The following is a 15,844-nucleotide window of genomic DNA, read 5'->3' on the forward strand; positions in this document are numbered from 1 at the left end:
CGCCATGAACGTCGCGCCGCCGCTCTCCGCAAGCACCTTCGTGATCGCAGCCGTCAGCGTCGTCTTGCCGTGGTCCACGTGACCAATCGTGCCGATGTTGCAGTGCGGCTTGTTACGTTCGAACTTTACCTTGGCCATCGCGATCCGCTCCGTTCAGTAATTTGGTGACGCGTGTCGTCTATCGACTTGTCAGGGTTCCGACGGCCGTCAGGCCATCTTCGCCTTGACTTCGTCGGCGACCGCCTGCGGCACCGGTTCGTAATGATCGAACTGCATGGTGTACTGCGCCCGGCCCTGGCTCATGGAGCGCAGGGTGTTGACGTAGCCGAACATGTTCGCCAGCGGCACCATCGCGTCCACGACCCGCGCGTTGCCGCGCTGGTCCATGCCGCTGACCTGGCCGCGCCGGCTGTTCAGGTCGCCGATGATGTCGCCCATATACTCGTCCGGGGTCACCACCTCGACCTTCATCATCGGCTCGAGCAGCTGCGGGCCGGCCTTCACCATGCCCTCCTTGAACGCCGCCCGCGACGCGATTTCGAACGCCAGCACACTGGAGTCCACGTCGTGGTAGGCGCCGTCGAGCAGCGTCGCCTTGAAGTCGATCATCGGGAACCCGGCCATCACGCCGTTGTCCAGCGCCGACTTCAGGCCCTTCTCGACGCCCGGGATGTATTCCCGCGGCACCGAGCCGCCGACGATCGAGTTCTCGAACACGAAGCCCGACCCGCGCTCCAGCGGCTCGAAAGCCAGCTTGATGCGGGCGAACTGACCCGAGCCACCGGTCTGCTTCTTGTGGGTGTAGTCGATCTCGGCACGCCGGGTGATCGACTCGCGGTACGCCACCTGCGGCGCGCCCACATTGGCCTCGACCTTGAACTCGCGGCGCATGCGGTCGACGATGATCTCCAAGTGGAGCTCGCCCATCCCCTTGATGACGGTCTGGCCGCTCTCGTTGTCGGTCGACACCCGGAACGACGGGTCTTCGGCCGCCAGCCGGCTGAGCGCGACTCCCATCTTCTCCTGGTCGGTCTTGGTCTTCGGCTCGACCGCGACCTCGATGACCGGGTCAGGGAACTCCATGCGCTCCAGGATCACCGGCTTCGCCGGGTCGCAGAGCGTGTCGCCCGTGGTCGTGTTCTTCAGGCCCGCGATCGCGACGATGTCGCCGGCGCGCGCTTCCTTGACGTCCTCGCGGCTGTTCGCATGCATCAGCAGCATGCGGCCGACCCGCTCGCGCTGGTCCTTCACGGTGTTCATCACGCCGCTGCCGGTCTCCAGCACGCCCGAATAGACGCGCACGAAGGTCAGCGAGCCGACATACGGGTCGTTCATGATCTTGAACGCCAGCGCCGAGAACGGCTCGTCGTCCGAGGTCTTGCGGACCACCGGGGTCTCGCCGTCCATCAGCAGGCCGCGGACGTTGTCGACGTCGGTCGGCGACGGCAGGTAGTCGACCACGGCGTCCAGCAGCGGCTGCACGCCCTTGTTCTTGAAGGCCGAGCCCAGCAGGACCGGCACGAACTTCGCGCTCACGGCGCCCTTGCGGATGCAGGCCTTCAGCACCTCGACCGACGGCTCCTCACCCTCGAGGTAGGCCTCCATCGCGGCGTCGTCCTGCTCGACCGCCAGCTCGACCAGGGTCTTGCGGTACTCGGCGGCCTGCTCGGCCAGGTCGGCCGGGATCGGCTCGTACTCGAACTGCGCGCCCAGCGACTCGTCGAGCCAGCGGATCGCCCGCATCTCGACAAGATCGACCAGCCCGACGAAATCCGCCTCGGAGCCGATCGGCAACTGGGTGACCAGCGGAACCGCGCCGAGACGGTCGACCATCATGTCGACGCAGCGGAAGAAGTCGGCGCCGATCCGGTCCATCTTGTTGACGAAGCAGATCCGCGGGACGTTGTACTTGTCGGCCTGGCGCCAGACGGTCTCGGACTGCGGCTCGACACCGGCGACCGAGTCGAACACCGCGACCGCGCCGTCGAGAACCCGCAGCGACCGCTCGACCTCGATGGTGAAGTCGACGTGGCCCGGGGTATCGATGATGTTGATCCGGTGGTCGCGCCAGAAACAGGTGGTCGCGGCCGACGTGATCGTGATGCCCCGCTCCTGCTCCTGCTCCATCCAGTCCATGGTGGCATTGCCGTCATGGACCTCGCCGATCTTGTAGGACCGGCCGGTGTAGAACAGGACACGCTCGGTGGTCGTCGTCTTGCCGGCATCAATGTGGGCCATGATGCCGATGTTGCGATACATATCGAGCGGATGTGTGCGGGGCATGGCTCGCGTCCTTGTCGCTTGCGCTTGCGGTTACCAGCGGTAGTGCGAGAACGCCTTGTTGGCGTCCGCCATCCGATGGGTATCCTCGCGTTTCTTCACGGCAGTACCGCGGTTGTTGGCGGCATCGACCAGCTCGCCAGACAGCCGCTCGGTCATGGTCTTCTCGGAGCGCTTGCGCGCGGCGTCGATCAGCCAGCGGATGGCCAGCGCCTGCGCGCGCTCCGGACGAACCTCGACCGGAACCTGGTAGGTCGCGCCGCCGACCCGGCGGGAGCGCACCTCGAGATGCGGACGGACGTTGCCCAGCGCGTCGTGGAACATCCGGATCGGCTCGCCGCCGGTCCGCTTCGCGATGCGGTCGAACGCCCCGTAGACGATGCCCTCGGCGACCGAGCGCTTGCCGTCATACATGAGGCAGCTCATGAACTTGGAGACAACCTCGTCCCCGAACTTGGCGTCCGGGAGAACCGGGCGCTTTTCAGCACGATGCCGACGCGACATACCAGTCCCTCCTTACTTCGGCCGCTTCGCGCCGTACTTCGACCGGCGCTGACGACGATCCTTGACGCCCTGGGTGTCGAGGGTGCCGCGAATGATGTGATAGCGAACGCCGGGAAGGTCCTTCACGCGGCCGCCTCGGATCATGACGACCGAGTGCTCCTGCAGGTTGTGACCTTCACCGGGAATATAGCTGATGACCTCGAAGCCGTTGGTGAGGCGCACGCGCGCCACCTTCCGGAGCGCGGAGTTCGGCTTCTTCGGCGTAGTCGTGTAGACGCGGGTGCAAACACCCCGCTTCTGCGGACACGCCTGGAGCGCCGGCACCTTGTTGCGCTTCACCGGCACTTTACGGCCGTGGTTGATCAACTGGTTGATCGTCGGCATCCGTCGATCCTTCTCGACCAAAAACGTGCGAACTCGCCACCAGCCGAGTCTCTGACCCGTGGCAAGCACGCTCACCAGACCGGCCCTCGTGAGACGAGAGCCCTCGATTTGTTTCCGTACCTTGGTTCGGATCTGTGTCTGAATGCCCGGGCGCGTTGGAAACAGGCGCCGCGGGGTTCACCACCAGCCCGATTTAAGGTTCGCGGATACTATGGAGGCGACCTTCCCGGGTCAAGCGGAGATTCCGGAAAAAATCAGGATTTCCGCGCCCCCCTCGGCGAGCCTCCATGCGCAACATAGTTATCCGCCGTTCGCCTGGCGCGCAATGTCCGGTCCGGACATCCGGCCCGTGCCCCGAAACGGGAACGGCCCCCCGCCGCGCGAGGCGACGGGAGGCCGTGGTTCCCGGAACCGGCCGGCGGACCGGCCGACTCGGTTACTCGGCTGCAGTGACCTCGGATTCCGCCTCGAGCCGCGGCGTCCCCTCTTCCGCCTGCGGCGGGGTGAGGGCACGGTCGCGATCGGCCGCGATACGGCGCAGGCGGTTCATCACGCTGCCGGTGCCGGCCGGGATCAGACGGCCGACGATCACGTTCTCCTTCAGACCCTCGAGTCCGTCGACCTTGCCGGACACCGCCGCCTCGGTCAGGACCCGGGTGGTCTCCTGGAAGGACGCCGCGGAGATGAACGACTTGGTCTGCAGCGAGGCCTTGGTGATGCCCTGGAGCACCGGCTTGGCCTGGGCCGGACGGAGACTCTCGGCGAGCGCCCGTTCGTTGGCCTCGTCGAACTCGTCGCGGTCCACGGTCTCGCCGAGCAGCAGCGTGGTGTCACCGGCGTCGATGACCTCCACCTTCTGCAGCATCTGGCGGACGATCACCTCGATGTGCTTGTCGTTGATCTTCACGCCCTGCAGTCGGTAGACCTCCTGGATCTCGTAGATCAGGTAGTCCGCCAGCGCCTCGACGCCCATGATGTTCAGGATGTCGTGCGGCACCCGGGCGCCGTCCATCAGAAGGTCGCCCTTCTGGACGTAGTCGCCCTCGTGCACCGCCAGGTGCTTGCCCTTCGGGATCATGTACTCGACCGGATCGGCACCCTCCTCGGTCGGGTTCACGATCACCCGGCGCTTCGTCTTGTAGTCCTTGCCGAACTCGACCCGGCCCTCGGACTCGCTGATGATCGCGAAGTCCTTCGGACGCCGGGCCTCGAACAGCTCGGCCACGCGCGGCAGACCACCGGTGATGTCGCGGGTCTTCGACGACTCGCGCGGGATACGCGCCAGCACGTCGCCGGCCTTCACCAGGACCGCGTTCTCGACCGACAGGATGGCGTCGACCGACATGAAGTACCGGGCCTCGAGGCCGTTGGCGAGCTGAACCACCTCGCCGGCCTCGTCACGCAGGGTGATCCGCGGCTTCAGGTCGTTGCCGCGGGGCTGCTGCTTCCAGTCGACCACCACCCGCGAGGCGATACCGGTCGCCTCGTCGGTGACCTCGCGCATCGACACGCCGTCGACCAGATCGACGTAGTGCGCGATGCCCTCCCGCTCCGTGAGGATCGGGATGGTGTACGGGTCCCACTCGGCCATCCGCTGGCCGGGCTCGACCTTGTCGCCGTCGTCGACCAGCATCTTCGCGCCGTACGGCACGCGGTGACGTGCGCGCTCCCGGCCCTGGTCGTCGCTGAGCACCAGCTCGGAGTTCCGCCCCATCACCACCAGCACGCCGTCGGAGTTCCTGACGACGTTGCGGTTCTGCACCTGGATGGTGGCCGACACGGACGCCTCGATCGACGACTGCTCGGCACCACGCTGCGCGGCGCCACCGATGTGGAAGGTCCGCATGGTCAGCTGGGTGCCCGGCTCGCCGATCGACTGCGCCGCGATGACGCCGACCGCCTCGCCGGCATTCACCGGCGTGCCGCGGGCGAGATCGCGCCCGTAGCAGGCGCCGCAGACGCCGTTCTTGGTCTCGCAGGTCAGAACCGAGCGGATCCGCACCGCATCGATGCCGGCGCGCTCGACCAGCTCGACCATCGCCTCGTCGATGATGTCCCCGGCCGCGACGATCTTCTCGCCGGTCAGCGGATCCAGCACGTCGTCGCACGAGGTCCGGCCCAGGATACGGTCGCCGAGCGGCTCGATGACCTCGCCGCCGTCGACCACCGCCTTGGCGGTCAGGCCGCGCTCGGTACCGCAGTCGCGCTCGTTGATGATGCAGTCCTGCGCCACGTCGACCAGGCGGCGGGTCAGGTAGCCCGAGTTCGCGGTCTTCAGGGCGGTGTCGGCCAGGCCCTTACGGGCGCCGTGGGTCGAGTTGAAGTACTCGAGCACGGTTAGGCCTTCCTTGAAGTTCGAGATGATCGGCGTCTCGATGATCTCGCCCGACGGCTTCGCCATCAGGCCCCGCATGCCGGCCAGCTGCTTGATCTGGGCAGCCGAGCCACGGGCGCCGGAGTGGGCCATCATCCAGACCGAGTTGATCTGCTTGCCGGCCTCGTCCTTGGCGATGACGCCCATCATCTCCTCGGCGACCTGGTCGGTGCAGCGCGACCAGACGTCGACCACCTTGTTGTACTTCTCGCCCTGGGTGATCAGGCCGTCGAGGTACTGCTGCTCGAACTCCTTGACCTGCTCGTTGGCCTCGTCGACCAGCGCCTGCTTGGCGAACGGGATGACCAGGTCGTCCTTGCCGAACGAGATGCCGGCCCGGCAGGCATGGCCGAAGCCCAGCGCCATCACCCGGTCGGCGAAGATCACCGTCTCCTTCTGGCCGCAATGGCGGTAGACGAGATCGATGACGTTCGACACTTCCTTCTTGGTCATCAGCCGGTTGATGTGCTCGAAGCGCATCAGCTTGTTGTCCGGCAGCAGCTCGAACAGCTTCAGGCGGCCGGGCGTGGTCTCGACCCGCTTGGTGACCTTCTCGCCGTTCTCGTCATAGGTCGTGATCCGGGCCAGCACCTTGGTGTGCAGGTTCACGGTCTTGTTGTTGATCGCGTGATCGACCTCGGCCGGATCGCCGAACACCATGCCCTGGCCGGGCATGCCGTCCCGCTCCATGGTCAGGTAGTAGAGGCCGAGAATGATGTCCTGCGACGGCACGATGATCGGCTTGCCGTTGGCCGGGCTCAGGATGTTGTTGGTCGACATCATGAGCACGCGGGCCTCGAGCTGGGCCTCGAGCGACAGCGGCACGTGCACCGCCATCTGGTCACCGTCGAAGTCGGCGTTGAACGCCGTGCAGACCAGCGGGTGCAGCTGGATCGCCTTGCCCTCGACCAGCTTCGGCTCGAACGCCTGGATGCCGAGCCGGTGCAGCGTCGGCGCCCGGTTCAGCATGACCGGGTGCTCGCGGATCACCTCCTCGAGGATGTCCCAGACCTCCGGCCGCTCCTTCTCCACCATGCGCTTGGCAGCCTTGATGGTGCTGGCCATGCCGTACAGTTCGAGCTTCGAGTAGATGAACGGCTTGAACAGCTCGAGCGCCATCTTCTTCGGAAGGCCGCACTGGTGCAGCATCAGGTCCGGGCCGACCACGATGACCGAACGGCCCGAGTAGTCGACGCGCTTGCCGAGCAGGTTCTGGCGGAAGCGGCCCTGCTTGCCCTTCAGCATGTCGCTGAGCGACTTCAGCGGCCGCTTGTTGGCGCCGGTGATGACCCGGCCGCGACGGCCGTTGTCGAACAGCGCGTCGACCGCCTCCTGCAGCATGCGCTTCTCGTTGCGCACGATGATGTCCGGCGCGCGCAGCTCGATCAGCCGCTTCAGGCGGTTGTTCCGGTTGATCACCCGGCGGTACAGGTCGTTCAGGTCCGAAGTCGCGAACCGGCCGCCGTCGAGCGGCACCAGCGGCCGCAGCTCAGGCGGAATCACCGGGACGACGTCCAGGATCATCCACTCCGGCCGCGAGCCGGACTCCTGGAAGGCCTCGATGATCTTCAGGCGCTTCACGAGCTTCTTGCGCTTGGCCTCCGAGCCGGTCTCGCGCAGCTCGTCGCGGACCTTGATCTTCTCCTGGTCGAGGTCGAGCTTGGACAGCATGTCCTTGAGCGCCTCGGCGCCGATCAGCGCAACGAAGGCGTCCTCGCCGTACTCGTCCTGGGCGTTGTAGAATTCCTCCTCGCCGAGGAGCTGCTTCTCCTTCAGCGGCGAGAGCAGCGGGTCGGTGACCACGAAGTTCTCGAAGTACAGGACCCGCTCCAGGTCCTTCAGGGTCATGTCGAGCAGCAGGCCGATGCGGCTCGGCAGCGACTTCAGGAACCAGATGTGCGCCACCGGCGAGGCCAGCTCGATATGGCCCATGCGCTCGCGCCGGACCTTGGAGAGCGTGACCTCGACGCCGCACTTCTCGCAGATGATGCCGCGATACTTCATGCGCTTGTACTTGCCGCACAAGCACTCGTAATCCTTGATCGGACCGAAGATGCGGGCGCAGAACAGGCCGTCCCGCTCCGGCTTGAAGGTCCGGTAGTTGATGGTCTCCGGCTTCTTGATCTCGCCGTACGACCAGGAGCGGATCCGCTCCGGCGACGCAATCGCGATCTGGATACTGTCGAAGCTCTGAGGCCCGGTCGGCTGGCCGAAGATGTTCACCAACTCGTTCATCGAAGCACTCCTCGCGCCTAGGCGCCGTTGCGGGTCCTGGGGGGGCGCCCAGGACCCATATCGGTCGTGCAGACCGACGATTACACCCGAAACTTCCGTCTAGCGGTCATCCGGGGCGTCAGTACTCCTCCTGGTTCAGCTCGACGTTCAGGCCGAGCGAACGCAGTTCCTTCACCAGCACGTTGAACGATTCCGGGATGCCGGCCTCGAAGTTGTCGTCGCCTCGGACGATCGCCTCGTAGACCTTGGTGCGACCGGACACGTCGTCCGACTTCACCGTCAGCATCTCCTGGAGGGTGTAGGCGGCTCCGTAGGCCTCGAGCGCCCAAACCTCCATCTCGCCGAACCGCTGGCCGCCGAACTGCGCCTTGCCGCCCAGCGGCTGCTGGGTGACCAGGCTGTACGGGCCGATCGAGCGGGCGTGGATCTTGTCGTCCACCAGGTGGTGCAGCTTCAGCATGTAGATGTAGCCGACCGTGACCTGGCGATCGAACTGCTCGCCGGTCCGGCCGTCCCACAGGTCGACCTGTCCGGAGGAGTTCAGGCCGGCACGCTCCAGCATGCCGACGATGTCCTCCTCGCGGGCGCCGTCGAACACCGGGGTGGCCATCGGCACGCCCCGGGTCAGGTTGCGGGCCAGTTCCACCACCTCGCCGTCGCCGAGCGGCTGGACCCGCTCCTCGTACTGCTCGTCGGCGTAGATCTCCCGCAACTTGCCGTGCAGTTCGTCGAGCCGCGGCTTATCGCCCATCGACTCCAGCATGTGGCGGATCTGCCGGCCGAGACCCGCGGCGGCCCACCCGAGGTGGGTCTCCAGGATCTGACCGACGTTCATCCGCGACGGCACGCCGAGCGGGTTCAGCACGATGTCGACCGCGGTGCCGTCGTCCAGATACGGCATGTCCTCGATCGGGTTGATCTTGGAAATGACGCCCTTGTTGCCGTGACGGCCGGCCATCTTGTCGCCCGGCTGCAGCTTGCGCTTCACCGCGACGAACACCTTGACCATCTTCATGACGCCCGGCGGCAGCTCGTCGCCGCGCTGCAGCTTCTCGACCTTGTTGTCGAAACGGGCCTTCAGCATGTCGATCGAGCGGTCGAAGTGCTCCTTCAGCCCCTCGAGGTAGCTCATCAGCTTGTCGTCATCGACGGCGAACTGGCGCCACTGCCCCGGGGTGAACTGGGCGAACACGTCGGGCGTCAGGTCGGTCCCGGCCTTGAAGCCCTTGGGACCGGCGGTCCCGGTCTTGCCGGCCAGCAGCTCCTTGAGGCGGTCGAAGAACCCGCGCTCCAGGATTGCCCGCTCGTCGTCGCGGTCCTTGGCCAGCCGCTCGATCTCGGCCCGCTCGATGGCCTGGGAACGCTCGTCCTTGTCGACGCCGCGGCGCGAGAACACCCGCACCTCGACGATCGTCCCGGTGACCCCCGGCGGCACCCGCAGCGAGGTGTCGCGGACGTCCGAGGCCTTCTCGCCGAAGATCGCGCGGAGCAGCTTCTCTTCCGGAGTCATCGGCGACTCGCCCTTCGGCGTCACCTTGCCGACCAGGATGTCGCCCGGGTTGACCTCGGCGCCGATGTAGACGATGCCCGCCTCGTCGAGGTTCTTCAGAGCCTCCTCGCCGACGTTCGGGATGTCGCGGGTGATCTCCTCCTGGCCCAGCTTGGTGTCGCGGGCCATGATCTCGAATTCCTCGATATGGATCGAGGTGAACACATCGTCGCGGACGATGCGCTCGGAGATCAGGATCGAGTCCTCGAAGTTGTAGCCGTTCCAGGGCATGAACGCGACCAGCACGTTCCGGCCGAGGGCGAGCTCGCCGAGGTCGGTCGACGGACCGTCGCCGATGATGTCGCCGCGCGCCACCGTGTCGCCCACCCTCACCAGCGGGCGCTGGGTGATGCAGGTGTTCTGGTTGGAGCGCTGGAACTTCAGCAGCCGGTAGATGTCGACGTTGGACCCGGCGCCCTCGAGATCCTCGTTGGCCCGGATCACGATGCGCTGGGCATCGACCTGGTCGACGACGCCGGAGCGCCGGGCGACGATGGTCACGCCGGAGTCGCGGGCGACGGTGCCCTCCATGCCGGTTCCGACATACGGGGCCTCGGCCTGCAGCAGCGGCACCGCCTGACGCTGCATGTTCGAGCCCATCAGCGCGCGGTTGGCGTCGTCGTTCTCCAGGAACGGAATCAGCGCCGCGGCGACCGAGACCAGCTGCTTCGGCGACACGTCGATGAGGTCGATGTCCTCGGGACGCGCCAGGCCGAAATCGCCCCGCTTCCGGACCGGAACCAGCTCCTCGACGAAGCGGCCCTCGGCGGTCACCGGGGCGTTCGCCTGGGCCACCGTGTAGCGGCCCTCCTCCATCGCGGAGATGTAGCGCACGTCATCGGTCACCTTGCCGTCGGTCACCTTGCGGTACGGCGTCTCGATGAAGCCGTACTGGTTGACCCGGGCGTAGGTGGCGAGCGAGTTGATCAGGCCGATGTTCGGGCCTTCCGGGGTCTCGATCGGACAGATCCGGCCGTAGTGGGTCGGGTGCACGTCGCGGACCTCGAAGCCCGCCCGCTCGCGGGTCAGACCGCCCGGGCCAAGCGCCGAGAGGCGGCGCTTGTGGGTGATCTCCGACAGCGGGTTGGTCTGGTCCATGAACTGCGAGAGCTGCGACGAGCCGAAGAACTCACGCACCGCGGCCGCCGCCGGCTTGGCGTTGATCAGGTCGTGCGGCATGACGGTGTCGATCTCGACCGAGCTCATGCGCTCGCGGATCGCCCGCTCCATGCGCAGCAGGCCGACGCGGTACTGGTTCTCCATCAGCTCGCCGACCGACCGGACCCGGCGGTTGCCGAGATGGTCGATGTCGTCGATCTCGCCCTTGCCGTCCTTCAGCTCCATCAGGACCTTCAGGATCGCCAGGATGTCGTCCTTGCGCAGGACCCGGAGCTGATCGTCGGTCTCCAGGCCGAGGCGGGCGTTCATCTTCACCCGGCCGACGGCCGACAGGTCGTATCGCTCGGAGTCGAAGAACAGGCCGTGGAACAGGGCCTCGGCGGTCTCCAGGGTCGGCGGCTCGCCCGGGCGCATCACCCGGTAGATGTCGACCAGCGCCTCCTCACGGGTGGCGTTCTTGTCGAGCGCCAGCGTGTTGCGCATGTAGGCGCCGATGTTCAGGTGGTCGATCGCCAGCACCGGCATGACGGTGATGCCGACGCCGCCGATCTTCTCCAGCAGGTCGGGCGTGATCTCCTCGCCGGCGTCGCAATGCACCAGGCCCGTGGACTCGTCGATCAGGTCGGCGCCGACATAGGCGCCGATCAGCTCCTCGTCCGGCACGAACATGTCCTTGAGGCCGGCCTCGGTCAGCTTGCGCGACGAGCGCGGCGTGATCTTGTCGCCGGCCTTGGCCACGACCTCGCCGGTGTCGGCGTCGATCAGGTCGCGCACCAGCTTGGCGCCCTTCATCCGGTCGGCGTCGAACGGCGTGCGCCAGCCCTCGCCCTCGCGGACATAGGTCACGGTGCCGTAGAAGTAGGAGAGGATTTCCTCGGCGCTCATGCCGACCACGCGGTCGCGCTGCGGGTCCTCGCCGGACCGGTGGCACTCGGTCAGGTAGGCGATCGAGGCGTCCGACATCAGCGCCAGCAGCAGCGTGGTCGCCGGCAGCTTACGGCGCCGGTCGATGCGCACGTAGACGTTGTCCTTGGAGTCGAACTCGAAATCCAGCCAGGAGCCGCGGTACGGGATGACCCGGGCGGCAAACAGGTACTTGCCCGAGCTGTGGGTCTTGCCCTTGTCGTGGTCGAAGAACACGCCCGGCGAGCGGTGCATCTGCGAGACGATGACCCGCTCGGTGCCGTTGATCACGAAGGTGCCATGCGCCGTCATGAGCGGCATGTCGCCCATGTAGACGTCCTGCTCCTTGATGTCGCGGATCGACTTGGCGCCGGTCTCCTCGTCGACGTCCCAGACCACGAGGCGGAGAGTGAACTTCAGCGGCGACGCTAAGGTCAGGCCGCGCTGCTGGCACTCCTCGACGTCGTATTTCGGCTCCTCGAGCTCGTAGCCGACGAACTCCAGCATCGCGCGCTCGGAGAAGTCCCGGATCGGGAATACCGACTTGAAGACCTCCTGGAGACCCACGTCCGTGCGCTTCTCGGGAGCCACGCCCATCTGCAGGAAAGCGTCATAGGAGCTCTTCTGAACCTCGATCAGGTTCGGCATCGGCGCGACTTCGGCAATGCGCCCGAAGTTCTTGCGGACCCGTTTGCGACCGGTGAACGTCCCGACTGCGGAAACTGCCATGATATGACCTCGTCGACCTCGCGGGTGACCCGTGGAGCCCTAGACGGCCCCGACGGTGTGGCGGGAAACGCCCCTGAGGGCGGCCCCCGCCTCGGCAAGACACCCGGTCCGGGACCCGGTGCCTTGCGAAGACGGGAAAAGGGCGTGGGAGCGGCCGTGCCTCGGCACGCCGCTCCCCGCCCGTATCGTCAGTCTGCCGTCGTTGCTCACTTGAGCTCGACGGTCGCCCCAGCTTCTTCGAGCTGCTTCTTGAGCTTCTCGGCCTCGTCCTTGGACGCGCCTTCCTTGACGGCCTTCGGCGCGCCCTCGACCAGATCCTTGGCCTCCTTCAGGCCGAGACCGGTGATCGCACGGACTTCTTTAATCACGTTGATCTTCTTCTCGCCGGCCGCCGCCAGGATGACGTCGAACTCGGTCTTCTCCTCGACCGCCGCAGCAGCCTCCGCCGGCGCCGCCGCCATCGCGACCGGAGCGGCCGCGGAGACGCCCCACTTCTCCTCGAGCATCTTGGACAGCTCGGCGGCCTCCAGGACGGTCAGGGTCGAGAGCTCGTCGACGAGCTTCGCAAGATCAGCCATTTCTACCTACTCCTAAAAGGTTGGTACTTCCGAAGACAGAGCGGATCGACCGCCTTCACTCCGCCTGCTCGCCACGTGCCGCCAGCACCCGGGCAACGCCGCCCGCCGGTGCCACCAGGACACCGACGATACGGGAGGCCGGGGCCTGCAGCAGGCCGACCAGCTTGGCGCGCGATTCGTCCAGCGACGGGGTCTTGGCCAGGGCCTTGACCTCGTCGGGGCTGAGTGCCCGCTCGCCAAGCCCACCACCGATGATGGTGAGCTTGTCGTTCGAGTTGGCGAACTCGACGATCACCTTGGCCGCCGCCACCGGGTCGACCGACGTCGTCACGGACGTCGGACCGGTGAAGTTGTCGGACAGGTTCTCGTACCGCGTGCCCTGCAGAGCGAGACGGGCGAGCCGATTCTTGGTGACCTTGTAGCCGGCTCCCGCCTTGCGGACCTTCGAGCGAAGATTCTCCACCTCGGCAACCGTCAGACCCGTCTGATGGGTGATGACGACGACCTCGGAGGCCTCGAAGGTACGGCGAAGGGAGTCGACGAGGTCGGCCTTCTGAGCTCGGTTCACCTCTGTTCTCCGCCACTTGGACCGTCCGTCTAACCACGGCGCGGTCCGGTTTGCAGGTGGGCCCGTCGGTTGCCCGGCGAGCCCGCTCGTTCGCCTGTCCCAGAAGTCCAACCGTCCTCGGCAGGTGCCGAATTCCGTTGGCGCTCCCGTCTGTACGGGCGAAATTTAAGGCTCGGTGGTCCGTCGACCGTGAGCCGCCCGTAGTCTCGGACAGGTCGGACCGGGCCGAAGCCCGATCCACGCCGACGGCCGGTTTCCCGGCCGCCGTCGTTTCCCGACGGCCGGTTTCCCGGCCGCCTGTGTTCAGCCTCAGGACGCCGGAGCGGCCCCGAGGTTCGCGGTGTCGACCTTCACGCCCGGCCCCATGGTCGAGCTGACCGACACGCGCTTGATATAGGTGCCCTTGGCGCCGGTCGGCTTCGCCTTCTGGATGGCGTCGACGAACGCCGCGGCGTTCTCGATCAGCGCATCCTCGGAGAAGCTCGCCTTGCCGATGCCGGCATGGACCAGGCCCGCCTTCTCGGCCCGGAACTCGACCTGGCCGGCCTTGCTGGCGGTCACGGCCTCCGCGACGTTCGCGGTGACGGTGCCCAGCTTCGGGTTCGGCATCAGGCCGCGCGGGCCCAGGATCTTACCGAGCCGGCCGACGACGCCCATCATGTCGGGGGTCGCGATCACCCGGTCGAAGTCGATCTGACCGTTCTGGATCTGCTCCATCAGGTCCTCGGCGCCGACGATGTCGGCTCCGGCAGCGCGGGCCTCGTCGGCCTTCGCGTCCTTGGCGAACACCGCCACCCGGACCGACTTGCCGGTGCCGTGCGGCAGCGAGACCACGCCACGGACCATCTGGTCGGAGTGCCGCGGGTCGACGCCCAGGTTCATCGCGATCTCGACGGTCTCGTCGAACTTCGCGGACGCCTTGGACTTCACCATCTTGATGGCCTCGACCATCGGGTAGGTGATGTTCCGGTCGATCCCGTTATATGCGCCGGTCAGGCGCTTGCCCTTGTTTGCCATCGCCGTCACTCCACCACTTCGATGCCCATGGACCGGGCCGAGCCCGTGATCATCGCAACCGCGCCGTCCATGTCGACGGCGTTCAGGTCCGGCATCTTCGCCTCGGCGATCTCCTTGACCTGCGCCATGGTGACCTTGCCGACCGTGTTGCGGCTCGGGGTCGCGGTGCCCTTGGGCACGCCCGACGCCTTCTTCAGGAAGTACGCAACCGGCGGGGTCTTGGTGATGAAGGTGAAGGTTCGGTCGCCGTACGCGGTGATCACCACCGGCACCGGCATCCCCTTCTCCATCTTCTCGGTCGCCGCGTTGAAGGCCTTGCAGAACTCCATGATGTTGAGTCCGCGCTGGCCGAGAGCCGGACCGACCGGCGGAGACGGGTTCGCCGCCCCGGCCGGGATCTCCAGCTTGATGTAGCCGACGATCTTCTTAGCCATCGTAACTTCGCCTTTCTATCATCGTGCCGTGGTGCGGCGCCCCAGGACTTCGAGGCAACCTCCCACAGCGCGCACTACGAGCCGGTTCGGCTCAGACCTTCTCGACCTGGGTGAACTCCAGGTCGACCGGGGTCGATCGTCCAAAGATCGACACCGCCACTTTCAGGCGCGCCTTCTCCTCGTCCACGTCCTCGACGTAGCCGTTGAAGGTCGCGAACGGGCCGTCCGCGACGCGGACCTGCTCGCCGATCTCGAAGGTGATGGACGGCTTGGGCCGGTCCACGCCCTCGGAAACCTGCTTGATGATCCGCGAGGCCTCGGCCTCGGTGATCGGGGTCGGCTTGCCCTTGCCGCCCAGGAAACCGGTGACCTTCGGTTGGCTCTGCACCAGGTGCCAGGTCTGGTCGGTCAACTGCATCTTCACCAGGATGTAGCCGGGGAAGAACTTCCGCTCGGTGTTCACCTTGGCGCCGCGGCGCATCTCGACGACCTCCTCCGTCGGCACCAGGACCTCCTCGATGAGATCCTCCATGCCCTGGGTGGCCGCCTGCTCGCGGATCGTCGTCGCCACCTTCTTCTCGAAGCCCGAGTAGACGTGGACCACGTACCAGCGCATCGCCACTGTCAGCCTCCGAGTCCGAGGACCTGCTGGACTCCCCACGACAGGCCCAGGTCCACCACAAAGAAGAAGATCGAGGCCAGGAACACCATGACGAATACCATCAGGGTGGCCGTAGCCGTGTCCTTTCGGGTTGCCCACGTCACGCGCGACACTTCCTGCCGCACTTGGCGCACGAACTGCGCGGGGCTCACCTTTGCCATCGACATTCCTGTTCCGACGCCCGAACGCGGGCGGCGCCCACCGGTCCCCCGGCAGCGCCCCCGCGCCCATCCGATTCAGTGGCAGGAGTGGAGGGGCTCGAACCCCCAACCCCCGGTTTTGGAGACCGGTGCTCTACCAGTTGAGCTACACTCCTGTAGGCACCCGCCGAGACCGCGTTCGGTCCGGGCGGGCACTTAGATTCCCGACCTCACTCGATGATCTTGGAGACGACGCCGGCGCCGACGGTACGACCGCCTTCGCGGATCGCGAAGCGCAGGCCCTCGTCCATGGCAATCGGCGCGATCAACTCCACGTCCATCGCGATGTTGTCGCCCGGCATCACCATC

The 15,844-nt window shown here is 66.4% G+C and carries 13 protein-coding genes and 1 tRNA gene; all 14 read right to left on the bottom strand.

Annotated elements, in window-relative coordinates; all coding sequences use genetic code 11:
• A partial coding sequence (locus tag RIC31_RS17965; protein WP_350110891.1) for a GTP-binding protein occupies positions 1 to 138 on the bottom strand: 138 nt, incomplete at its 3' end.
• 69 nt (positions 139 to 207) lie between these two features.
• On the bottom strand, positions 208 to 2,283 hold the full coding sequence (gene fusA, locus RIC31_RS17970) for an elongation factor G (RefSeq protein ID WP_350110863.1): 2,076 nt from the start codon (positions 2,281 to 2,283) through the stop codon (positions 208 to 210).
• A gap of 30 nt (positions 2,284 to 2,313) precedes the next feature.
• Complete coding sequence (rpsG, locus tag RIC31_RS17975) at positions 2,314 to 2,784, bottom strand: 30S ribosomal protein S7 (protein WP_350110865.1); 471 nt, start codon at positions 2,782 to 2,784, stop codon at positions 2,314 to 2,316.
• Between the two features lie 12 nt (positions 2,785 to 2,796).
• On the bottom strand, positions 2,797 to 3,168 hold the full coding sequence (gene rpsL / locus RIC31_RS17980; protein ID WP_007678359.1) for a 30S ribosomal protein S12: 372 nt from the start codon (positions 3,166 to 3,168) through the stop codon (positions 2,797 to 2,799).
• Between the two features lie 436 nt (positions 3,169 to 3,604).
• Positions 3,605 to 7,777 carry a DNA-directed RNA polymerase subunit beta' gene (gene rpoC / locus RIC31_RS17985; protein WP_350110868.1) on the bottom strand — a complete coding sequence of 1,391 codons (4,173 nt, stop codon included), beginning with the start codon at positions 7,775 to 7,777 and terminating at the stop codon, positions 3,605 to 3,607.
• Between the two features lie 118 nt (positions 7,778 to 7,895).
• Complete coding sequence (gene rpoB / locus RIC31_RS17990; protein ID WP_350110871.1) at positions 7,896 to 12,077, bottom strand: DNA-directed RNA polymerase subunit beta; 4,182 nt, start codon at positions 12,075 to 12,077, stop codon at positions 7,896 to 7,898.
• Positions 12,078 to 12,283: 206 nt separating this feature from the next.
• Positions 12,284 to 12,655 (bottom strand): 50S ribosomal protein L7/L12, encoded by a 372-nt coding sequence (rplL, locus tag RIC31_RS17995; RefSeq protein WP_350110874.1) that lies wholly within the window; start codon positions 12,653 to 12,655, stop codon positions 12,284 to 12,286.
• Positions 12,656 to 12,710: 55 nt separating this feature from the next.
• Complete coding sequence (rplJ, locus tag RIC31_RS18000) at positions 12,711 to 13,223, bottom strand: 50S ribosomal protein L10 (RefSeq protein WP_350110876.1); 513 nt, start codon at positions 13,221 to 13,223, stop codon at positions 12,711 to 12,713.
• 309 nt (positions 13,224 to 13,532) lie between these two features.
• Positions 13,533 to 14,240: a 50S ribosomal protein L1 gene (gene rplA / locus RIC31_RS18005; RefSeq protein WP_350110879.1), complete on the bottom strand. Its 708-nt coding sequence runs from the start codon at positions 14,238 to 14,240 to the stop codon at positions 13,533 to 13,535.
• A 5-nt stretch (positions 14,241 to 14,245) separates the two neighbouring features.
• Positions 14,246 to 14,674, bottom strand: a complete 429-nt coding sequence (gene rplK / locus RIC31_RS18010; RefSeq protein WP_350110882.1) for a 50S ribosomal protein L11 — start codon at positions 14,672 to 14,674, stop codon at positions 14,246 to 14,248.
• A 91-nt stretch (positions 14,675 to 14,765) separates the two neighbouring features.
• Entirely contained in the window at positions 14,766 to 15,296 is a 531-nt protein-coding gene (nusG, locus tag RIC31_RS18015) for a transcription termination/antitermination protein NusG (RefSeq protein WP_350110885.1), read from the bottom strand.
• A 2-nt stretch (positions 15,297 to 15,298) separates the two neighbouring features.
• Positions 15,299 to 15,496, bottom strand: coding sequence for a preprotein translocase subunit SecE (gene secE / locus RIC31_RS18020; RefSeq protein ID WP_350110888.1), 198 nt, complete (start codon positions 15,494 to 15,496; stop codon positions 15,299 to 15,301).
• A gap of 79 nt (positions 15,497 to 15,575) precedes the next feature.
• A tRNA-Trp gene (locus RIC31_RS18025) sits at positions 15,576 to 15,651 on the bottom strand.
• 54 nt (positions 15,652 to 15,705) lie between these two features.
• On the bottom strand, positions 15,706 to 15,844 hold a 139-nt coding region (locus RIC31_RS18030; protein ID WP_502990136.1), incomplete at its 5' end, for an EF-Tu C-terminal domain-related protein.

The sequence above is a fragment of the Thalassobaculum sp. genome (assembly GCF_040219615.1).
Lineage (GTDB): Bacteria > Pseudomonadota > Alphaproteobacteria > Thalassobaculales > Thalassobaculaceae > Thalassobaculum_A.